13 protein-coding genes, 1 tRNA gene and 2 pseudogenes are annotated in these 23,769 nt (G+C 40.8%); 10 read left to right on the top strand and 6 right to left on the bottom strand.

The window, feature by feature from the left end; all coding sequences use genetic code 11:
* Nucleotides 1–29: 29 nt before the first annotated feature.
* From IAE20_RS10165 to IAE20_RS16930, 5 genes and pseudogenes are all read left to right on the top strand, one after another.
* Nucleotides 30–10,631, top strand: coding sequence for a filamentous hemagglutinin N-terminal domain-containing protein (locus IAE20_RS10165; RefSeq protein WP_200482268.1), 10,602 nt, complete (start codon nucleotides 30–32; stop codon nucleotides 10,629–10,631).
* Nucleotides 10,589–10,765 (top strand): annotated as a pseudogene (locus tag IAE20_RS16925) (VENN motif pre-toxin domain-containing protein); the annotation flags it as partial. The gene IAE20_RS10165 and the pseudogene IAE20_RS16925, both read left to right, overlap by 43 nt.
* Entirely contained in the window at nucleotides 10,748–11,416 is a 669-nt protein-coding gene (locus tag IAE20_RS10170; RefSeq protein ID WP_413784494.1) for a DUF6973 domain-containing protein, read from the top strand. The pseudogene IAE20_RS16925 and the gene IAE20_RS10170, both read left to right, overlap by 18 nt.
* Nucleotides 11,413–11,826, top strand: a complete 414-nt coding sequence (locus tag IAE20_RS10175) for a hypothetical protein (protein WP_200461021.1) — start codon at nucleotides 11,413–11,415, stop codon at nucleotides 11,824–11,826. Before IAE20_RS10170 ends, IAE20_RS10175 begins: the two co-directional genes overlap by 4 nt.
* Before the next feature lie 68 nt (nucleotides 11,827–11,894).
* Nucleotides 11,895–12,267, top strand: a pseudogene (locus IAE20_RS16930) (hypothetical protein); the annotation flags it as partial.
* A 237-nt stretch (nucleotides 12,268–12,504) separates the two neighbouring features.
* Here the strand turns inward: IAE20_RS16930 and IAE20_RS10190 are convergent.
* Both IAE20_RS10190 and IAE20_RS10195 read right to left on the bottom strand, forming a co-directional pair.
* Nucleotides 12,505–12,580, bottom strand: a tRNA-Arg gene (locus tag IAE20_RS10190).
* Between the two features lie 57 nt (nucleotides 12,581–12,637).
* Nucleotides 12,638–14,002, bottom strand: a complete 1,365-nt coding sequence (locus IAE20_RS10195; RefSeq protein ID WP_200482271.1) for an amino acid permease — start codon at nucleotides 14,000–14,002, stop codon at nucleotides 12,638–12,640.
* Between the two features lie 320 nt (nucleotides 14,003–14,322).
* On the opposite strand from IAE20_RS10195, the gene prpF reads away from it, so the two are divergent.
* The 3 genes from prpF (at nucleotide 14,323) to IAE20_RS10210 (ending at nucleotide 17,859) form a co-directional block, all read left to right on the top strand.
* Nucleotides 14,323–15,510 carry a 2-methylaconitate cis-trans isomerase PrpF gene (gene prpF, locus IAE20_RS10200; protein WP_200482272.1) on the top strand — a complete coding sequence of 396 codons (1,188 nt, stop codon included), beginning with the start codon at nucleotides 14,323–14,325 and terminating at the stop codon, nucleotides 15,508–15,510.
* 285 nt (nucleotides 15,511–15,795) lie between these two features.
* Nucleotides 15,796–16,767, top strand: a complete 972-nt coding sequence (locus IAE20_RS10205) for a sensor domain-containing diguanylate cyclase (protein WP_227610986.1) — start codon at nucleotides 15,796–15,798, stop codon at nucleotides 16,765–16,767.
* A gap of 183 nt (nucleotides 16,768–16,950) precedes the next feature.
* On the top strand, nucleotides 16,951–17,859 hold the full coding sequence (locus tag IAE20_RS10210; RefSeq protein WP_200461025.1) for a polyprenyl synthetase family protein: 909 nt from the start codon (nucleotides 16,951–16,953) through the stop codon (nucleotides 17,857–17,859).
* Nucleotides 17,860–17,914: 55 nt separating this feature from the next.
* Here IAE20_RS10210 and IAE20_RS10215 read toward each other — a convergent pair whose 3' ends face one another.
* From IAE20_RS10215 to IAE20_RS10230, 4 genes are all read right to left on the bottom strand, one after another.
* Nucleotides 17,915–18,772, bottom strand: coding sequence for an SPFH domain-containing protein (locus IAE20_RS10215; RefSeq protein WP_200461026.1), 858 nt, complete (start codon nucleotides 18,770–18,772; stop codon nucleotides 17,915–17,917).
* Between the two features lie 11 nt (nucleotides 18,773–18,783).
* Nucleotides 18,784–19,251, bottom strand: coding sequence for an NfeD family protein (locus IAE20_RS10220; RefSeq protein WP_200461027.1), 468 nt, complete (start codon nucleotides 19,249–19,251; stop codon nucleotides 18,784–18,786).
* A 185-nt stretch (nucleotides 19,252–19,436) separates the two neighbouring features.
* Nucleotides 19,437–20,354, bottom strand: a complete 918-nt coding sequence (locus IAE20_RS10225) for a patatin-like phospholipase family protein (protein WP_200461028.1) — start codon at nucleotides 20,352–20,354, stop codon at nucleotides 19,437–19,439.
* Nucleotides 20,355–20,420: 66 nt separating this feature from the next.
* Nucleotides 20,421–21,044, bottom strand: coding sequence for a 1-acyl-sn-glycerol-3-phosphate acyltransferase (locus IAE20_RS10230; RefSeq protein WP_200461029.1), 624 nt, complete (start codon nucleotides 21,042–21,044; stop codon nucleotides 20,421–20,423).
* Between the two features lie 107 nt (nucleotides 21,045–21,151).
* On the opposite strand from IAE20_RS10230, the gene IAE20_RS10235 reads away from it, so the two are divergent.
* Together IAE20_RS10235 and IAE20_RS10240 are read left to right on the top strand one after the other, a co-directional pair.
* A complete protein-coding gene (locus tag IAE20_RS10235; RefSeq protein ID WP_200482273.1) occupies nucleotides 21,152–22,399 on the top strand; it encodes an MFS transporter in 1,248 nt (415 codons plus the stop codon).
* 129 nt (nucleotides 22,400–22,528) lie between these two features.
* Nucleotides 22,529–23,638: a porin gene (locus IAE20_RS10240; RefSeq protein WP_200461031.1), complete on the top strand. Its 1,110-nt coding sequence runs from the start codon at nucleotides 22,529–22,531 to the stop codon at nucleotides 23,636–23,638.
* Nucleotides 23,639–23,769: the final 131 nt, after the last annotated feature.

Here is a 23,769-nt window from a genome sequence, read left to right on the forward strand (position 1 = left end):
CAACAAAACAAGATTTAGAGTACACCGACATGAATAAGAATCGCTACCGTATTATCTTTAGTCAAACCCGTGGCATGTTTATCGCAGTGGCTGAGATTGTGAAAAGCAAAACCAAACAAGCAGGACAAAGTCAGGCGGGTGGTGATGCGAACGGAGAGAATAGTGGGAACGATTCAAACAGTACGGGTCAGAATGCACATCATTTTAAAAAACTGAAACTGCTGAATTTTGCGGTGATCAGTGTACTGGGTGCCAGCATATACACCTTACCACTGCACATCCTTGCCGACAGCCAGATTATTGCTGATAAAGCTGCACCGACCTCACAACAACCCACAATTCTCAGCAGCAGTAATGGGGTGATGCAGGTCAACATTCAGACTCCAAGTGCGGGTGGAGTCTCCCGCAATACTTATAGTCAGTTTGATGTAGGGCAGGAGGGTGCCATCCTGAATAATGCCCGCAATAATACCCAGACCCAACTGGGAGGCTGGGTGCAGGGTAACCCGTGGCTTGCCAAAGGTGAAGCCAACATTATTTTAAATGAAGTCAATTCGAGTAATCCAAGTCAGCTCAAAGGCTATATTGAAGTTGCAGGTAAACAGGCACAAGTGGTGATCGCCAACCCATCAGGGTTGGTGTGTGATGGCTGTGGAGTCATTAATGCCGATCGCTTTACCCTGACCACTGGACAAGCGGTGATGAATCAGGGTTATCTGGAATCATTTCGTGTTCGAGAAGGACAAATTACCATACAGGGCAAAGGCTTAAATGGCAGCCTAACCCCGTTTACAGATGTCTATGCCCGTGCCTTACAGGTCAATGCAGGGCTGTATGCCAATGAGTTAAAGACCGTATTGGGTCAAAACGACATTAATATTCAAGACCCTTCTGCGCCAAAAATTGCCAAAGTAGCGACACGAGGGACTGCAATACCTCAGCCAAACTTTGCTCTGGATGTTGGCCAATTGGGTGGGATGTATGCGGGTAAAATCTTTTTGATCGGGACAGAACAGGGGGTTGGTGCACGCAATGCGGGATCGATTAATAGTACCCAATCTACTTTGACTCTCAATGCCAATGGGGATTTGATCAATACAGGCAATATGATTGCCAATAAAGATCAGCTACAACTGAATGCCCAAAGCATTAAAAATACAGGCAATATCAGTAGTGCTGCCTCACAAGTTACAGTACAAAGCCAAAATTTAGATAACTCAGGCTTGATTAGCAGTGCTGATGAGTTTCACTTAACCCAGCAGAACCAGTTAAGTAATAGTGGCACTCTAAATGCTGCACGTCTGGTGATCGATGCAGGTCGTTTGAGCAACAGTGGCTCACTTGAACAGACGGGTGCACAGGCATTGGACTTAACAGCGGGTTCAATGAGCAATGCTGGCGGTAAAATTGGATTAGCTAAAACCAGTACTAGCAGTACAGCTCCAGGAAATACAGGTGGTAATACGGGGAATGGCACGGGTGAAACTGGATCAGAAGGATCAGGCGCGCCTCAACCAAGCAATCCAGCACAAGATGGCGGCAGTATTGTAATCGCGATTGATCCTGCTACACCGACAGTCCCAAAAACCTATGACACAGGCTATATTCATGTTCAGGAGCTGCTAAACAATGATCAGGGTGCTATTGTGGCCCGTGGCGGGATTGATTTGGACAGCAGTAATGGATTAAACAACCAGAGCGGTATGCTTAATCTGGGTGCGATCAAGGTTCAGGGTGACAGTTTTAACAATGATCAAGGTCAGTTAACGGTACAACAAGCAGATATCCAAACCCAAATCTTAAGTAACCAGTCTGGACAACTAGCAGCGAATAAAAGCTTAAAGATCAAGACTGAAACAACCAATAACCAAAAAGGTCACATTCAGGCGGTTGAACAACTGGATTTGGATGTGGTTAAGAGTCTTAATAATCGGGAAGGCCAAATTGCCAGTGGGCATCAGTTGAATGTTCAGGCAGCACAGGTGAACAACCAGTCTGGTCTGCTTTATTCAGGACAACAAGGTATCAACCTCAGCGTTGAAAAAGATCTGGATAACACATCGGGAACGATTCAAGCTAAAACCCAACTCAATATCAATAGCCAAAGCCTGAATAATGCATCGGGTGCAATTCTGGCACAGAATATTCAACAACAGCATGATACGGTGAATAATACACAAGGCAATATTGTTTCTGAGCAAAACTTACGTAGCATTGTAAGTCAATTTGACAATAATGAAGGTCAGATTCAGGCGCAGCAGATTGAACTGACGCATCAACAGTTGAATAACAGCGGCAGTATCTATGCCGATCAAGACCTAAGCATCATTGGTCAGAACCTCCAAAATACAGGCTCCATCGCGGCAGGACAAAATGTCCAACTGGATAGCCAGAATCTACAACATCAACAATCAGGTTTGATCGCGGCGGGACTGGATCGTCAAGGAAAACTGGGCAACGGGGGGCATCTTGAAATTAATGCGGATCAGGCTGCATTGCATGGGCAAAGCTTTGCTGGGCAAGACCTTATTGTACAGGCACAACAACAGATTGATGCCAGTCAAGGTCAACTGCAAGCTAAAAATATAGAAATTAACAGTCAAGCGGGTAATATTTCAACACGTGCTGCAACTGTTATTGCAGATCAGTTAAATATTAATAGTCATGACCTGATAGATAACCAGCAAGGTACCTTAAGTGCCAAAGACCTAATCTTAAATGCGAGCCGTTTGGATAATACGGAGGGGCATCTACTTCATACGAGTACCGATCGACTGGATTTAAACTTCAGCCAAAGCCTGAATAACCAGTCGGGTGAAATCCGTAGTAATGCGGCACAGCTTCATCTGAATACAGCGGTGTTGAATAACACGGCTGGTCAACTGATTCATGCAGGTACAGGTCAATTCAATATTCAGACTGATCAGCTACAGGGCAATCAAGGACAAATTCTAAGTAATGGGCAATTGCAACTGACAGGTCGTCAGCTTGATCTGAGTCAAGGCATCACCTCCGCAGAACAAATTGCCATTAATGCACAAAAGCTTAACAATCGACAGGGGCAACTGATCCAGCGCGGCACAGAAAGCCCACTGACCCTTGGCATACAACAAGAACTGAATAACCAAATGGGACTGATTCAGAGCCAGACTGCGCTGAATATCAGTGCTGGGACACTGAATAATCAGGGTGGCACACTCAGTTCAGCACAGTTACAAGATTTGAACCTACAGGTGACAGGTCTGCTGGACAATAGCCATTCAGGCAAAATCTATGCAAACCAGCATGCCAATATTCAGGCAGGTTCGGTGGATAATAGCCATCAGGGACAAATCAATGCTCAGCAAAAACTGAATTTAACCAGCCAACAACAGATCAATAACCAGACTGGGCAAATTGTTGCCAATGCTGATATTCAGATTCAGTCACAGGGACTGGATAACAGCGAAGGTCAAATTGGTTCGGTACAGGGCGAATTAACATTAGATGCAGGCACAGGGATACTCAGTAATCAGTCAGGTTCACTACAAGCAGCCAAAGACATTCAGATTACAGCAGGTCAATTCAAGAGTCAGTCAGGACTGATTAATGCCCAAGGTGCGATACAGGCAACGATTAACAAAGACATTGATAACAGTTTGGGTCAAATCATTGCCAATAAAGCAGTACAGCTGAACAGTCAGGGTTTAAACAATCATCAAGGTCAGATTGGCAGTGTAGAAGACATCCTTAGCATTAATACTGGACAGGGTGTGTTAAGCAACCAGCAAGGTAAACTCCAGTCTACCCAAGACTTGACTTTAAAAGCAAAGGGTTTTGATAACCAATCAGGCTTGATTGCAACGCAGGCTCAACTGGATACGCAACAACAATGGCTGAGCAATAACAACGGTCAAATCATTTCTGGTCAAAGCCTAAATTTGAGAGGACAGGATTTTAGTAACCAAGGCGGTTTATTGCAAAGTGGACAGGATCTGAACTTTAAATTGGGTGGCAAACTGGACAACAGCCAATCAGGTCAATTGATCAGCGCTGGAAATACCCAGATTGAGTCGAAGCAATTGGGCAATAGCCAACAGGGCTTAATCAATGCACAAGGTGATTTAAATATTACCACTCAACAGGAGGTGAATAATGCTGCAGGGTCAATTGTGGCCAAAAATAATGTTCAACTGAACAGTCAGGGGTTAAATAACAATCAGGGTCAGATTGGAACAGAACTTGGTGATTTAAATATTCAAACTGGACAACAGGCACTGGATAATCTTGCAGGACAGATTCAGTCTGGTAAGACTTTAGAGATTAAAACCAATAGCCTAAATAATAGTGGTGTGATAAGTGCTTTAAACACACTGGCTATTGAGAGCCAAACTAATATCAATAACGATCAGGGTCAAATTGCGTCCAACGCTCAGTTAAATATGAGCAGCAATAATTTAAGCAATCAGTCAGGCCTGATTCAGACTGGGGATAAAGCCAATCTTAACCTGACGGTGAAAGAAACCCTGAATAATCAATCTGGACAAATCCATAGTGGTGCTGATCACCAGATCATTGCACAGCAGATCGATAACAATGGACAAGGACAAATCACGGCACAGGGTGGACTCAATATCTACAGCCAGTCTGATATCAATAACCAAACTGGACAATTGATTGCCAATGGACAAGTGCAACTGCATGGTGAAGGCATCAATAACAACCAAGGCCAAATTGGAAGTTTACAGGATCAGGTGATTGTTAAGGCGGGTCAGGGAGTATTCAGTAACCAGTCTGGAAATCTACAATCCAACAAAGATTTAACGGTTGACGCCAACCGCATTGATAACCAGCAAGGTCAGATCAACAGTCAAAGTAAAATTGAATTAAAAAGCCAGCAGGATATTCATAATCTGGAAGGTCTGATTGCTGGGGATTTAGGCTTAACCCTTAACAGTCAGAGTGTGAATAATAACAAAGGTCAATTTGGTAGTGCCCAAGGTGATGTGACGATTAATGCAGAGGGTGGTGCCCTGACTAATCAGGCAGGTGTGATTTTATCAGGCAAAGCTTTATCTGTAACGGCCAATCAACTGGATAATAGCACTAAAGGTCAGATCAATAGCCAGAATACTCTAGACATCACCACCACAAAAGACATTAACAATAACAGTGGTGTAATTGCCGCCAACCAGCAACTGAAATTAAACAGCCAAGGCTTAAATAACAGTGCAGGGCAAATTGGCAGCGTTCAGGGCAATTTGCTGATCGATACAGGATCACAGCTTCTGAATAACCAACAAGGTGTGATTCAGTCAGGTAACGATTCAAGCCTTAAGGCGACAGGTGTGAATAATGCACAGGGTCAAATCAGCAGTAAAAACCAGTTGCAACTGGATAGCCGTGAAAAATTACTGAATAACCATCAAGGGACACTGAGCGCTGAAAACATCAATATTGATTCAGGCAAACTGGACAATGATCAGGGGCTAATTCAGGCACAGCAAAGCATTCGGGTTGATACCCATCAACAGGATTTGATTAACACGCATAGTGGTCAACAAGGTGGGATCTTAAGTCAGGGGGATATTCAGCTTAACAATATTCAAACACTGGATAACCAGCAGGGCTATCTTGCCAGTGGTAAACAACTGGATATTCAGGCGAATCAAGTGCTGAACCAGCAAGGTACGTTGCTGGCCACGGAACAACTAAATATACAGGGAACAGGACAAAATCAGTTACTGAACAACCAATCAGGACAATTACTGTCGATGGGTGGTATGACGCTGAATATAGATCGGATCAATAACACAGGTAAAGCGAGTGCCAGTGATGCAGATAGTCATATTATGGCAGCAGGTGAGCTGAATATCACCACACAGCAACTGGATAACCAAAACACACTGAACAGTGATCCTACAGAAAAATCCATTCAGGGTATTGATGCCAATGACTTGAATATCAACAGCAATATTTTAAATAACCAAAGTGGTGTAGTTCGTAGCAGTTCGGATCAAAAACTCAATGTTAAGCAGCAATTGAATAATCAGTCAGGCCAAATCAGCAGTGAAAAACAACTCACGATTCTGGGCAATCCACTCGTTATTAATAATTTGAATGGACAATTACTGGCAGGCACGGGATTTGATCTCACGGCAAAAGCTTTATCGGGTGACGGTAAAGTCTTAAGCCTAGGAAATGCAAATCTTCGCCTGCAGGAGGATTATGTCCATAATGCCAATGCCCAGTTACAGGCCAATCAGGATTTAAGACTTAGCACACAAAGTAATATCGTGAATAATGGCAGCATAAATGCAGGCAATCGTTTAGATTTAAGCGCCAGCAATATCACCAATAATCAAGATGGCAAAATTGAAAGCCATGAAACTCGTTTAACTGCCCAGAATAATTTAAATAATACGGGATTGATCAATGGCGACTACACCCGTTTGCAAGCTAATATCTTAAACAACGAGGGTACAGGGCGTATTTATGGTACAGCACTGGCGATCAATGCGAATACTTTAAATAACCGACCAAACAGTGTTGGGGTCGCTCCAGTTATTGCTTCACGTGGTGACATGCATCTGGGTGTGCAAACTTTAAATAATCTGGCGAATACGGCGGACTATGCTAGTCAAGCCTTGATCTTTAGTGCGGGTAGCTTATATCTAGGGGGGAGCCTTGATAATAATGATCAGGCCACAGGTCAAGCGGAGGTCATTCATAACGAAAGTGCCACGATTGAGTCTCTATGCGATATGCGTCTTTCTGCAAATCAGATTAATAATATTAATCAAAATTTTGAGAGTAAGTTGGTAGAAACAGATCGCCAGGATAATCTTGAAAAATTCTATATGGGAGTTTGGAAAACATTTAATGGGGAGGTCATTAGATGGATGAACCCTAATGAAGACTGGTCCAAATATGTTTACAGTGAAATCAGGTCTGAAACAAAGGTTACTAAATCGACACCAGGTCAAATTAAGTCAGGAGGAAATTTAAGTTTAGACGGTGCACAAGTATTTAATGATAAGAGCCAGATTTTAGCGGGTGGAACACTTTCCAATACTGGAGGAAGTATAAAAAACAATGATATTAAGGGTGTTCAACATGTGGTGGCGACTGGTCGACAATATCTCTATGAAAATAAAAGTCATGGTAGTCATACCGATGATAACCCTTTTGAATATCGAACAGAACAAAGCATTGATTTAGTTGTGAGTCAGGCTTTAGGTAACCAGAGTTTAAATCAAAACGAGATTTCAATTACTACTGTCTCCAATAACCAGAGTGATGATAAAGCACAATCGGGTCAGATTCAGCACCAAGAAGTCAATGATTTAAAAGACAATCGTCATTCAACTCAAGTGGGGCAGGCACAAAATGCACAAGGGAAAAATTTAAATGTAGCTGATTCAACCACTACATCGAATAACACCAGCTCCCAAACAACACAGCAAAACCCACCCTCACAGCAATCCAAAAACTTAAATCTTGCTGTTGATGAACCCAATACTCAGCAACAAGGTAATAGTGCTGATCAAGCTCATGCAAAAACGGTAACAGAACAGGCAACTGCACCTGATAAAGTGGCGGATGGTACAGCCTATGAAATACGAACCCTCACTTCAACAGAAGTAAGGGTCCCGAATAGTGCTTTGTATAAAGTCAATGCAGACAGTAAGGCGGGGTATCTGGTTGAAACGGATCCAAGTTTTACCCACTATAGAAACTGGTTATCGTCGGATTATATGCTAGATGCTTTGGGTCTTGACCCTGCTTTACAGCAAAAAAGACTGGGTGATGGCTTTTATGAACAACGTATGGTGCAAGATCAGATTGCCAACCTGACAGGTTATCGCTTTCTTGAAGGCTATACCAGTGATGATGAGCAATACAAAGCATTAATGAACAATGGGGTAACCTTTGCCAAACTGTATGGTTTACGACCTGGTATTGCTTTAACTGCCCAACAGGCTGCACAGCTTACCAGTGACATTGTCTGGATGGTTGAACAGACGGTGATCCTGCCAAATGGAATGACCACCAAAGCATTGGTGCCTCAAATTTATGTTAAGGCCAGAGTGGGTGACCTAAAAGGCGATGGTACTTTACTCTCAGGCAATAGTGTTAACTTGAAGCTAGATGGTGACTTGATCAATGGTGCCACGATTGCAGGCCGTGAAGCCGTCCAGATTACCGCGGATAATGTACAAAATTTAAATGGACGAATTCAGGGCAATCAGGTTGCGATTGAAACCAAACAAGACTTGAATAATGCCGGTGGAAAAATTAGTGCCAAAGATGCCATGGCATTGAAAGTCGGGGGGAACCTAAATCTTGAAACGACGACTCGAACATCTGAATCCAAAGTTGGCAACTTCAGTTCAAGTATTACCAATGTTGATCGTGTTGCAGGTATTTATGTTGGTCAGGGTAGCCAGAACAAGCTAGATCCGAATCAAGCATCATTGGTGATGGATGTTGCGGGCAATACCATCTTAAAAGGTGCGCAAATCAACAACAGCAATGGCGCCACTTTATTAAATACAGCGGGTAATGTCGACATTGGTACGGTGACTATAGGCAAGCAGGAAAAACTGAGCATTAATGATAAAAACGGTTATCAACTGAAGCAACAGCAGGATATAGGCAGTCAAATTAGTAGTGCAGGTTCATTGGCTATTACTGGGCAAAATATTTTAGGCAAAGCCGTGAATTTAAATAGCCAGCAGGGCAATATACAATTGTCTGCCCAAAAAGATATTGTGTTGGACAATGGCTTAAATCAAAGTTCTGTTTCTAGTCAATCTGAATCAAAAGGTTCATTTGGCAGTAAAAAATCCTCAACCTACGATGCGAGCAGCAGCACATCAATTGCAACTCAGATGAAAGCTGGACAGGACATTATTCTGAACAGCGCACAGGGTAATATTACTGCAACTCACTTAAAGGCTGAAGCGGGTAATAACATCCAGATACAGGCCCAACAAGGCAATGTGACACTTTTATCTGCCATTGATGACAAGCGAGAAAGCTCGACTTCCTCGAAAAAAGGCGTTGCCACCTATAATAACCGACAATCAGGTTATATTGATCAGGACGTGGCTCAGACCACCCTTAAAGCAGGTAATACTGTTGATATCAATGCCGCTAAAAATATAGAACTACAAGCCAATGACGTAAAGTCCGGTAACAGCATCTATGTGGGTAATACTCTCATGCAACGTCAAGCCGATGGAACATTGAAATCGGCTGATGGCTCATTGATGCCGGAGAACGTCACATTGTCTACACTTGCCACCAAAGATGAACAATGGGATGAACAACAAAAGGGTTATCGTGGCATTGCCAAAGAACTGATTAAAGGATTAGCGATCGGTGCAGTCGGCATTGGATTGGATGACCCCGTCAAGATTGGAGAAAGTAAAGGAGAACGGAGCGAACAAACCTTACAGCAAGGCACCTCACTTCAAGCAAATAATATTGCGGTGGGTTCAATTGGACAAACCACACTTACCAGTAGTGATCTGAGTGCCACAAATATTAGTTTATCGGGTCAGAAAGTCATACTGAATGCAGCAGAAGAACAAAGCAAACACAGCAGCAGTCAGGGCGAAGAAACCATACAAGGACTTGGAGTTAAACTCAATAATGACAGCCTGCGTTTAGGTGGATTCAAAACCCAAGACACGACACAAAGTACCACCACGACTATCACCACGCATAAAGCAGGACAAATTAATACTGAGAACCTGAACATACAGGGTGTAGAAGGCATTGATATCCTTGGTCAAAATGTCAAAGCCACAGGTGATACCGTACTGGATCACGGACGCGGTGAACTCAACATCGGTGGTTATGAAAACAAAACCGTGACCGAAGACAAGACGCACACCGAAACAGTGACGAGTGAAGTTGGGGTGCGTAATGCCTACGTCGATGCCGCACTGGCAGTCAAAGCCCTAGCAGATGCGACCAAAGGTTTAAGTAATGCCAAAAAAGATTATAGCCAAGCCCAAAAAGACTATGCAGCAGGTAAAATTACCAAGGATGCTCTGGACGATAGTAAGACTAATTTGGCAATGGCCACCACTAATGTCGCCACAGCAGAAATCGCGGTTGCGGCCTCGGCTGCTGCTGCGGTTGCAGCGGCATCGACCAGTTATGGCACAGGCTTTACCATTGGTGCCAATGGCGAGCGAATAGAAACTACTACAGCAACCACAACCACGGAAGGCCAATGGCAAGGAAGTACGCTTGACCTCAATAATCTAACCTTAAAATCAGAAGGACAAAATGCCAATATCCAAGGGAGCCGCTTAACCGCAACAGGTACCACCAGCTTTGAGGGTACCCAAGACCTGAATATCACCGCAGGAACTGAACATAACAGCCAAAGCAGTAATAGCAAAACCAATAGCCAGAGCGTGAGTTATACCTATAACGGTGGTGGCAGTGCATCGATTGGTAAACAAACCAGCACATCAGAAAGCAATAGCCTGAGTCACGTCAACAGCGAAGTGAACCTGAGCAAAACCGAAGGTCGCTTAAGCAGCCTGAATATTAAAGGCGGCGAAGTGAGCATACAAGATCGGGGCAACTTAACCCACAAACAGGACAGTTCGATCCAAACCTATTACTAGAAGATGCAAAGACCCAAATCCGAGATTTGACCGCAGCGATAGGCGCAGTGGTTGGAGGCACGGTAGGAGATTCAGCTTTTAATGCACAATTGGCTAGTGTGGTTGGGCAGAATGCGGTGGAGAATAATGAGTTATTATTACAAGCCAAATTTGCAATAAAGCATCCCCAAATTGCTTATCAGATAGGTTCAGTAGATCCAAACCCTGCAAGTATATTAAATCCAAACATATCTACTATCGCTTCAACCTATCAATTAAACTTATTAAACCCAGCAGAGCTATTCAAATTAGGATATACAAAAGATGAAGTTGTATTTGAAGGTAGTATGGGTAATGCCTTACGTCATACTCTATGGCAAGCAATGATTACCAAAGAGTTTGGTAAAAATATTGCTATTGAGGTTGGTAATGCGCATGAAAGTTACGAGGGAACAAATTACAATCAGAAATCGGGTTTAACTTTAAACAAAGCTGATGAGTTAATTGATCAATTAAATAATCAAATTGGACGGAATTTAAGTTCTACCTCATTAAGTAATTCTGATTTAGCAAAAAAAGTATTGGATACTTATACTAGTGAAGGCTTATATCAAGCTATAAAAGATGAAAATGGAACATATAGTGTCCAGAAGGTTAAATTGAATAATCAATTATATGAGCTAGCTAAAAGTAAGTTAAATACTTTAGATCAAACAGGCGCTGGGATTGAGATACAAAATCAACGTGAAACACGTCAAAAGGTAAAAAGTAATAGTACTGCAATTTTTATGGGGATTAAACAATGAAAAAAGTTCTCCAAATTATTTTAATCATGATTGTTTTAACTATTATATATTACTTGTTTCTACAGAAAAGATTTGATAGTGACTTACTCATGAAAGATAACTCAACAATAATAAAGTTATCAAATTTGACTAATTTTAGCTGGGATTATGCTCTAATATCTCTTTCAAATGAAGATTTTGAGAAAATTACATTTTACAAAAATGGTGCTAAGTTATATAAGGATGGGTTTAAAGTGGATTATGAAGGTGAAGTTAAATCTCAGTATTTATTTGCAAAGGAGGGGGGGGCTAATTACTACAAATGTCAAAATTTTGCCTCAATAAAGCTAAAAAGGATAGAAAGATTTAAAGATCAAAATCGTATATTTTATATTTATGAACCTCTAGATTGTATTCCAGTATACAGATAGGACGAATCCGAATAAAAAAACAGCAAATTCTAAAGAATAACTTATCGAGTTATCAAGCTGCATCTGATCTAGCACAAGACTGGGGCCTGGGAGGAGACAAGAGTCGTGCCTTAAATGCAGTCACAGGTGCATTAGGTGGACAAACTGACTTACAGGTTGCAGCCAATACCCTTGCACCATACGCAGCTCAACAGATTGGAGAAAAGTTTGGACATGGAGAAGATAAGAATACGGCAGCATAGATGGTGAGTTATGCCATCTTAGGTGCAGCATTGGCGTATGTGAATAATGGTGATCCCGCGGCAGGCGGTAGTGCAGTAGTTGCGAGTGAAGCAGCAGGCATTTACTTCACCAAAATACAAAAATTTGAATGGAATATTCCAACCGAGTCTATTGCTTGAAAATTTGAAAACACAGATACGGGATTTAACGACAGCGATTAGAACTAGAAGCGGATTTTACTGGGTGTATTGCGGTTTATTAGAGAGGAGATTACTCTTCTGAGCACAATACACATCGATACTCTTTGGGATAATAATTTAATTAATGGAAAAATAAGGGGGAGTAAAATGCTCAAATTATTTCAGGTGAGCATAATGTTAATAACTTCTATGAAATTCTAATTGATTTGTTAATTCTTTAATATTTGTTCAAATATTAATTCAGATCCTATAATGATGGTGCGCTTGGCGGGACTCGAACCCACGTCGGTCGCTTAGGAGGCAACTGCTCTATCCAGTTAAGCTACAAGCGCATAATTTTATGATTATAAACAAAAAAGTTATTGCCAAAGCAATAACTTTTTAAATTTTTATTTAGAAGCCGATGGCTTTGAATTTAACAACTTATATAGTACATACATGACCACAATCCAGACAGGAATCATAATCACCGATTCTTTAAACCCTTGCGTCCACATAATGTACAAAACAACAGCAATAAACAGTAAAACGATATAGTTGCTGATTGGAGACCAAAGTGCTGGGAAAGATACTTTTTGATTAAGTGCTTTCATTGCAGATTTAAACTTCAAATGTGTCAGACTAATCATGGCCCAGTTCAGAACCAATGCACCTACTACTACATACATTAAGTGACCAAGTGCATCTTCTGGTACGAAATAGTTCAGCAACACGCACCCAAAGATCAGAACAGCAGACAACAATACGGCAGGAATAGGTACGCCTTCTTTATTGACCTTTTTAAATACCGCAGGTGCATTGCCTTGTTGCGCCAAGCCATAAAGCATACGGCTATTCGCATACATACCACTGTTATAAACCGATAATGCCGCAGTTAAAATAATGAAATTTAATAGGTGCGCTGCCCAGCCAATCCCTAACTGACTAAAAATCATTACAAATGGGCTTTTATCTAATCCACCTAAATCCAATTGATTCCAAGGCACTAAAGAAAGCAAAATAGTCAGTGAGCCGACATAGAAAATTAGAATACGTACCACGACCTGATTGATCGCTTTAGGAATGGTTTTCTTTGGATTATCCGCTTCAGCTGCAGCCATACCGATCAATTCAATTCCACCAAAAGCGAACATGAGAAAAGCCAGCATATAAAATAATCCATCAAACCCATTCGGGAAAAACCCACCATGTGTCCAAAGGTTGCTAAATGACGCCGTAGAATCTGGTCCAGCAGTGAACAGAAGATAAAGACCAAAAATGATCATCGATATGACTGCAACCACTTTAATGATGGCGAGCCAAAATTCAGATTCACCATAAAACTTAACATTTGTTAGGTTAATTGCCGTAATGACGATAAAGAAAAACAGCACTGAAATCCATGATGGAATATGAGGCCACCAATAGTTAATATATTTGGCAACTGCTGTAAGCTCAGTCATTGCTACTAAAACATAGAGAATCCAGTAGTTCCAACCTGCCAAAAAGCCAGGAAATTTACCCCAATATTTATTGGCAAAATGGCTGAATGAACCCGCAACAGGTTCTTCCACAATCATTTCACCAAGTTGGCGCATAATTAGAAATGCAATTAATCCACCAATGGCATAACCTAAAATAATAGAGGGACCAGCAGATTGAATAACTTGTGCGGAACCAAGAAATAAACCTGTACCAATTGCGCCTCCCATGGCAATCAACTGGATGTGACGGTTTTTTAACCCCCGCTGAAGTTTTGAAGAATCGTTGTTCAAAGGACTTCGCTCGACCGTGAATAAGTGGGATATTCTAATAGATCAAGTGGTTTTAGCCTAGCCTGACTATAAAAAAAGCGATCAACTTTAGTTGAACTTAATAGTCGTATTTATGGAGATTTTGATCAGTTCATGGACATTTTAAATTATTTCGTAATGATTTCGGTCATTGAGAAAATGTGCTGCATTGTTAGAAAATAAATGATCTAGACTTAAGTCTAGACATTCAAACATCAGCTTTTTTTGCTTATATGATGTCTGAGTTCATACATGTTACATTTTGGTAATACACACGTATAAATGAAAAAGGATAACCGATCATGAGCGCGCGACCGCAAATTAAAATTCCAGCAACTTACATGCGTGGAGGAACCAGTAAAGGCGTATTCTTTAAATTGGATGACTTGCCTGAATCTGCGCAAGTAGCCGGACAGGCACGTGATCAGTTATTGCTTCGAGTTATTGGTAGTCCAGATCCTTATGGTAAACAAATTGATGGAATGGGCGGCGCAACCTCTAGTACCAGTAAAACGGTGATTCTGGCAAAAAGTACTCAGCCAGAACATGATGTGGATTATTTATTTGGTCAGGTCTCAATAGATCAGCCTTTTGTAGACTGGAGCGGGAATTGTGGCAATTTGACTGCTGCGGTTGGTTCCTTTGCGATTAGTAATGGTTTGGTCGATGCGAGCCGTATTCCTGAAAATGGTATTTGTACAGTTAGAATTTGGCAAAAAAATATTCAAAAAACCATCATTGCGCATGTTCCGATGACCCGTGGTCAAGTTCAGGAAACAGGGAGTTTTGAACTGGATGGCGTGACTTTTCCTGCAGCCGAAGTACAAATTGAATTCCTTGATCCAGCGGATGATGGAGAAGAGGGGGGGGATATGTTCCCAACAGGAAATGTAGTAGATACTTTGGACGTTCCAGAAATTGGAAGCTTTAAAGCTACGTTTATTAATGCAGGTATTCCCACAATTTTTTTAAATGCAGCTGATTTAGGTTATACCGGTACTGAATTACAGGAAGCAATTAACAGTGATGCTCAAGCATTGGCGCGTTTTGAAAAAATTCGCGCTTATGGCGCAGTGAAAATGGGCTTGATTTCTGGGGTGGCTGAAGCAGCAGCACGACAACACACCCCCAAAATTGCATTTGTTGCACCAGCAAACTCTTACCCATCTTCTAGCGGGAAAATGGTTGAGGCGCAGGATGTCGATTTGTTGGTACGTGCATTATCGATGGGAAAATTACATCATGCCATGATGGGAACGGCAGCGGTTGCGATAGGAACGGCAGCGGCGATTCCAGGAACATTGGTTAATTTAGCTGCGGGAGGTGGCGCACGTGAGGCAGTACGTTTTGGTCATCCTTCTGGAAGTTTACGCGTAGGGGCCCAAGCTGAAAAAACAGGAGAAAAATGGAGAGTAAAAAAAGCGATTATGAGTCGTAGTGCCCGAGTATTAATGGAAGGTTGGGTGCGTGTGCCCGAAGATAGTTTATAGTACGTCAACTTGATGTAACATTGATGGGATTCAAAAGCCCCATAACTTTTTTAGTGATAAGTATGGGGTTTTGTTAATATATATTAAAATAATTATGAATAATAACTACAATATTGTGCAAATATTTTTAAATACTCATTCAGTGATGCACAATCTTATTTTGAGATAAGCATCAATGTCGTTATGAGAATTAAGTCATTAAAAGAATAAATTAAGTTAATTTTGGTACATATTTTGGATAAGTTTTGAGTACAATATCCTTCTGGTGGAAAAATATAATTGAATATGCTTAATGATAATGATTTAGAAACGGTGTTTATTTTGGGGCAGCAACAATTACGTACGCTGACGCCTTTAATCTCCAAGGAAAACATTCAAAGCTCGGTACCGACATTATCTTTATTGGATAAATTACCTGTTCCCGCATTTATTTTAAGTAGTGAAGGGATTTTTCTTAAAGTAAATCAGTTGTTTGCAGATATTTATGCAAGTGATGCCCTGTATATGCAGGGTAAATCGATGAGCAGCTTTATTGAAAATATTGAAGCTGAAATATCTGCTATTCTAGATCAATTTGAACACAAAGACGGGCATTATGAAAAAGAACTCTATGTAAAGGGGCGTTTTTATAATACCTACTGGCGCGCTTTAAAAGACGATAATGAACAAACTATTGCGATCATGATTGTCTGGGCGGAAGTAACGAGGTTAAAACGCCGTGAACGTGTACTTGAACTGAATAATCTACGTTTACAGGAATATCTATATGTTGATCCTGTAACAGGTGCAGCGAATCGGTTAGCGTTGGAACAATGGTTGAGCGAAACTCAGTCAGAGCAGAAACATATTTCATTTTATGCCTTGATGATTGATCTGGACGATTTCAAAAAATTTAATCAGACATATAGTTATAGTCAAGGGGATGTTGCTTTAAAGGAAATTGCCGAACTTTTAGAAAGTTATTTAAATCCGAAAGAAAGCATGCTTTATCGACTAAATTCTGCACAATTTGTAATCATTATGCCTAATGCATCCGAGCTAACAGCTTATACTTTGGCTGAACGTCTTCGGATCGCAATTTATGATGCGGCTTATCTATTTGAAAATGGTTTTCATGACCGATTGACTGCAACCGTTGCTATTTATAAACCTTCTTTTCAAGAGTTAAACTCTTTTTCTGAAATTGAATCACGTTTATGTTTTGCAATTAAGAATGTTAAAGTCAGAGAAAAGAATAAAAGCATTTCATTGGAATAATCTAAAGCTTAGCTTTATTTGGATTTTTAACTCTCATTTTTTAAACAAAACAGGTCGAGCGGTTTTGTTTTAACACATGAAAAAAGTTTGTAGGTGATTTGAATATGTTATCTTTATGGGCAATTTTCCAGATCGCACTTATGGTGTGAAGATCTCTTTTTCTTTGTTTCATTCGAGGCTGTCGTGACATCGATTTCACAAGTAAATGCCAATGCATTATTTGCGGCACAAGAACGTATTCAGCAAGATTTAAAAATAGCTTTGGATGCCTTCTCCTTGGCTGAACCTTTAAAATCTGCGGTTTATCATGCTGTCATGTTAGGTGGAAAACGTGTACGTCCAGCGCTGTGCTATGCAGCAGCTTCTCTCAAAGAGCATCCAAATTTTGCTGCGGCACGTCGTGCTGCAGTCGCTGTTGAGTTTATTCATTGTTATTCACTGGTGCACGATGACCTTCCGTGCATGGACAATGATTTATTACGTCGCGGGCAACCGACTTGCCATGTGGCTTTTGGTGAAGATACTGCACTGCTTGCAGGGGATATTTTACAGTCAATGGCTTTTGAAGTTTTGACCAGTCGCTTATTTGACCAGCAGAGTAATGTTGATACGGACATCGTCTTAAAACAAGTTCAAATTTTGGCAACTGCAAGTTCTAAAATGGTAAGCGGACAAGTCATGGACTTGCAAGCAGAAGGCCAAGTGATCAACCAACAACAACTAGAAACCATTCATCGTAATAAAACAGGTGCATTGATTCAGGCTGCGATTATGATGGGAGCAGTGACTGCATTTTCTGGTACGGATCAGGCAATTCCCCAATTGCGCCAATTTGGGCAAAACATAGGTTTAGCGTTTCAAGTGCATGATGATGTATTGGATATTATTTCAACCACAGAAACCTTAGGTAAAACTGCAGGTAAAGATGAACAGGTAGAGAAATCAACCTATCCTGCATTGATGGGCTTGGAACAGGCACAACACTATGCACAATCTTTACAGCAAGAGGCACTTTCTGCGTTGGAGCATTTTGGTGAATCAGCCAAAGACTTACTGGAAATTGCGCAGTTTGTGCTGTCCAGAAAAAACTGACTTTTAGAAGTCAAGTTATAATCCCTTTCCTTTATAGGCAAGGGATTATAGTAAGTTATGGATTATTTCGACCCATCACACCACGAATGGTGCTGAGAATATCAGCAGGAAGTACCACGGTTTTAGCATTATTAGACTTCGCCATATCCTGCATGGCTTTGACATACTGCTCACCGAGTAGGTAAGCCACAGGAATCTCTTGATCACCTACCGCAGATGTCACCATTTCAATGGCTTTTTGTGAAGCTTGAGCAAGTACAACTTGAGCTTCAGCATCACGACGTGAAGCTTCCAGACGGCCATCGGCTTCTAAAATTGCGGCTTGTTTTTCCCCATCCGCACGAGTCACAGTAGCACGACGCTGACGTTCTGCAGCGGCTTGTGCTTCCATCGCAGCTTGCATGGTTGTAGACGGTTGAATGTCCTGAATTTCCACCGTTTTTAAGGTAATGCCCCAGTCTGAAATATCATCAGAAATGGCAGCTTTGAGTTTAGCTTTAATATGATCACGAGAGGACAGGGCATCATCTAGATCCATTTCGCCGACAATGGAGCGCAAAGAAGTCTGAACCAGATTTTGAATTGCCCATGTATAGTTTTCGATACCATAGACGGCTTTTTCTGGGGTAGTTAAATTAATATAGGCCACTGCATTCATGACCAAAACTGCGTTATCGCGGGTGATTACTTCTTGCGATGGAATATCTAACACAATATCTTTGGTCGTAACTTTATAAGCCACTTCATCTACATAGGGAATGACAAAGTTAAGTCCGGGACTCAACGTTGCATGATATTTCCCAAGACGCTGAACAATCCATTTATAGCCTTGTGGGACAATACGCACCCCTTTAAAAATGGTGACTCCCACAAAAATGAGAAAGGCTAAACCAATAATTGTACCGACTGGCATAAAAAATCCTCTTATGATTCTTGAGATTTATGTAATTGGACAACCAGATCGTTGCCCATAATATCGACCACACGAACACGGTCACCCACTTGAACAGGAGATAAACTACGGCAATTCCATTCGTCTGCCCCCAATACAGGCAGAGAAAATCGAACTACGATCTGATCGTGAGTCAGACCAACCTGTATCACCATACCGATCTGACCGATGGTGGCTTCACGAGATAATCCTGCTTTAGTTTTATCAATAGAGAGCGGTTTAATAAATTTAAACCATAGAATAGTGCAAACAATGGATAAGATAATCCACATTACAATTTGGGTGGTGAGTCCCATCATTGGGAAAAGCCACAATAAAACACCGACCAAAATAGCGGCAATACCAAACCAAAGGGCGGCAAAAGCAGGCAAAATCAGCTCAGAAAGCATGAGGATAATACCTAAAACAAACCAATGCCAGGGTTGTAAAACTAATTCCATAGCGTTGCTCATATTCATTATGTTAAAGATGAAAAAATCATCATTAATCAATGTAACAGAACTGGGCAAAGATGAATATTAAAATAGCAAAATCAAGATCAAAATAACAAAATCATTCAATTGAATGGCAATAAAACGAGATATTGTCATGTTTTACACAATATCTCATTTTATATAACTATGAATTAAAATTTTGGCCGAGATGCAGGCTGAAGAGCAGCAGGGGATTTTTTAAAATTATTAATTACGCCCTGAATTTCTTTAATTTTCAGCTGAGCTGCTTTTTCACCTTCTAAAATTGCCTGATTACTAGATTTCAAATCCAGTACACCAAGATTTCCAACTTTGGGCTGAATGATGACATTAGCTTGATTCAGCTCAGTGCTAATACTTTGCTGCCCCATAATATTAATGGTTTGATCCAAAAGCCCCAACATATTGCCAGCCCCTGAACCGGTTGGACGAGCAGAAATATCAACTGCAATGACAATATCCGCACCCATATCTTTTGCCGTTTTAACTGGAATTGGACTGACGAGACCGCCATCGACATATTTTACATTGCCAATAGTTGCAGGCACAAAAACATTGGGAATACTACAGGAAGCACGAACTGCCTGACCCGCATTGCCTTTAATAAAATCGGCTTTTTGTCCATTGTCCAGACGGGTTGCAACTGCAGCAAAACGAATAGGAAACTTTTCAATCGGTTTATTGCCAACTTGGGTATTAACGTAATCCTGCAACTTTTGGCCTAAAATAATGCCCTGACGGTTGAGGGTGAGATCACGTAAATCAGATTCCTGTAACTTTAGGGCGAGACTTTGCATTTGATAAGGGGTTTGCCCACTAGCATAAATACTACCGACAAAACTACCGGCACTGGTGCCTGTAACAATTTTAGGTTTGATGCCATGTGACTCTAAAACTTTAATTACACCGATATGGGCAAAACCCTTCGCGCCGCCGCCACCGAGTGCCAGAGCAATCACGGGTTCACGGGCTTTGAGGGAAGTCGTTTGAGTAGGAGTTTTAACGGTTTTATCACAACCAAATAGCGCAAGGCTCAGGGTGCCAAGGATGGCAAAATGTGCAACTTTCATCTTCAATTAAACAGCAAAAGTGGCCAAAAAAGATGCGCACATCTCAACAGATTTGAAGGATGAATACTAGCGTTTTTTCACTAGATTTTGTAAAGGTAAAGACAGCCAGTTTGACGTATGTGGTGAAAATTTTCCTGCGAAGCGCTGCATAATTTGATCCAGATCCTGTTGGTAATGACCTGTAGGATAAAATACGCCTAAGCTATGAATTATTTTGTGATCAAAATCAAAAGAAAAAATCACAATTGGAATCTGGGCTTTTAATGCGATTTGATAAAAACCGCTTTTTATTTTTTCCGCTTTTTTTCGCGTGCCTTCAGGTGCCATTCCTACCCAGATTTTATCCTGTTGTTCAATAAAATGAACCACTTGTTCAGTTAATCCATTCACACGATCACGTTTAACAGGAATCAAACCAGCCCATTTTAATAAGGGCTGAAATGGTGGTTTAAATAGGCTATCTTTACCCAATACAGTGATTTTTATTCCTAATCCACCAATTGCTAAAAAACCATACCATGCATCGATATTGGATGTATGCGGTGCAATGATTGCAACAGCTTTGGCTAGATTAGGGAATTCACCTTCGATGCTCCAGCCTTGTGTTAAAAATAGTTTTTTGAATATTCTACGACTCAACGCTGTACCGCGTTGCGGTACTTGATCAGGTAATTCTGGAAAATGTTGCATAGCTTGATCTGTGTAAAAAATCCTTTTTATTCATCATAGTCTTTTGAAAATAAACTAACATTGGCAAAATGTAGACTTCAATGCTCATTATGTGCAAAGGGAAACGGATGCTAAATCCTGTGCGGTTATACTTATTATTATTTTCATTGTATTGGGCACAAGGATTACCTGTTGGTTTTATGACACATGCTTTACCCGTGATTTTAAGGGCAGAGGGTGTTTCATTGACGCATATTGGTGGATTTGGTTTATTGATGCTTCCGTGGTCAATCAAGATATTTTGGGCACCATTGGTTGATCGTTTTGGTGATTCTAAAATAGGACATTATCGTAGCTGGATTTTACCTACCCAAATTCTCAGTGTTGTAATTCTAGTTATTTTGTCTTTTTTCCCCATTGATTCATTAAGTCAAACTCATTACCTGTTTTTATTTTTTATATTGCTACTTTGTCTAAATTTGACGGGTGCAACCCAAGACATTGCTACTGATGGCTTAGCAGTCAATTTACTCAAAACGGATCAACAACATTGGGGTAATACTTTTCAGGTTGTTGGTTCACGCTTGGGTTTTATTGTGGGTGGTGGGGTTTTACTGTGGGCTTTGGATGGGTTGAGCTGGCAACTGACATTTTTGGGACTGGCTCTGATTGTACTCATCAATACCATTCCTGTTTGGTTCTATAAAAACGAGCACATCCGAACGAATACCGCTCTGCAACACGCACAATTGAGGTTTTCATTAAAAGACTATTTTGATCACTTTACTCAATCCAGAGAGTTGCGTTGCTGGTTAATAGTATTGATTAGTTTTAAAATTGCTGATGGATTAAGTGGGCCTTTATTAAAACCATTAATGGTGGATATGGGGCTTAATTTTACCCAGATTAGTGTTTATATCACCATGCTAGGTGCATTTGCTGCGTTATGTGGAGCAGCCATTGCAGGCTATTTACTCAGGCATTACGCACGTCCTATACTTTTGATTTTATTTTCTTATTTGAAAATTTTAAGTCTATTGGCTTATGCAGTTTTAGCCTTTCTTTTTGAGCAGAAAATTAAGATATCAAACCTTGTTATTTATCTGATCAATGCTGTTGAAGATGCTATTTCTGCCATGCTTTTGGTCGTGATGTTAACATTAGTGATGCAATATAGCCGGAAAGTTTTAGCGGGTACTGACTTTACTTTTCAGGTTGCGATTATGGCAACTGTGGGAGGAGGGTTGTATACCGTAAGTGGGATTTTGGGAGATTGGCTTGGTTACGCCATGTATTTGAGCTCTATTGTGGGAATTGCTCTATTTTGTCTGATTCCACTGTATCAATGGAAAAGATGTTATCTAAAAACCTCATAAATATTGATTAAAAATCAATTATGTAAAATTAGCCTAAGCTAAAAACTGAATAAGTTAATAAAAATTTAATCGTTCTGTAACATTTGGGGACTGTGTAGGATTTGTAACAAATTTACACAGGAACAAAATATGAAAACCAAAATTGCATTGGCATTTGCCTTATCTTTCTTTGCCGGAACTAGTTTTGCTGCACCCACTTTATACGGGGAAATCGATACTTCACTGGATTATTTGCCAGAACGTAATGCAACCCAATCCGATAGCGACGTTTGGGAAGTGAGTTCAAATAGTTCGTTTATCGGGATTAAAGGGGAGGAAAAGTTAACGGAACGTTTGAGTGCAGTTTATTTAGCAGAATGGGCATTTAATGCCGATGGCGATGGAACTGATTGGGCGCAGCGTAACCGCTTTGTTGGATTAAAGGATAATGTATTGGGGACACTCAAAATTGGTAAACACGATACCCCAGTTAAGCAGCTTTCGTCAGTTGTCGACACATTCAATAACTATGTTGCGAATAAAGCTGATGTTACTGGTATCTTTACAGGTGAAAACCGGGTAGATAACGTCGTAGTGTATGAATCTCCTGCAATTAAGCTACCCAATGGTCAGATTAAAATTAATGCGCTGTTAGCAACTGGTGAAGGTTCGGGCATCAAGTCATCTAGTGGTGGTGTAAAAGCTGCTGGCGGTGGTTTGGGAAATGCATGGTCTGCATCAGCTGTTTATGACAATAAAATTGTAGTTGCAGGTATCGGCTACGATAAAGCTATTCCAAGTACCTTTTTAGGTCGTGGTTTTTTAAATGCCTCTGAACCTGAAATTTCAGGTGGTTCTCTTTTAGCCGCTGCCAATACCATTCGAGCCATTGGTCGAGTTAATTTACTCGATAATAATTTGGCGCTAAAAGCACTTTATCAAAGCTCTGAAGTCGAAAAAGTGACAGGGAATGCAGTAGGTTCTGAAAATATTGACGATGCAAATGGCTGGCTTATTGGTGCAGAATATAATTTTCCAAATGCAAAAAACTGGACTGTAAAAGGGCAATATAGCCAGAATAACACCAGTTTTAAAACCAATGTATCGGACTTTGAAGCTACACAATGGATTGCAGGATTGGATTATGCATTCAGTAAACAATTTAGAACGTATGGCTATGCAGGCTATTTAACTCTTGAGCAGGCAGATAAAAAAGATAAACAACCTGTGGGCGGTGTCGGTCTAGAGTTTAAATTCTAATAAATCAATAGGCTAAATAAAGGCGATCACAATGGTCGCCTTTATTTATTTAAGAGATTTTTAAGTTTAAATTCTTAGATTAGCAGGGTGTAATCAGAATATGATGTCGATGTTCAATCTCATTTTTGAGC

It is taken from the genome of Acinetobacter sp. S54, assembly GCF_016624945.1.
GTDB lineage: Bacteria > Pseudomonadota > Gammaproteobacteria > Pseudomonadales > Moraxellaceae > Acinetobacter.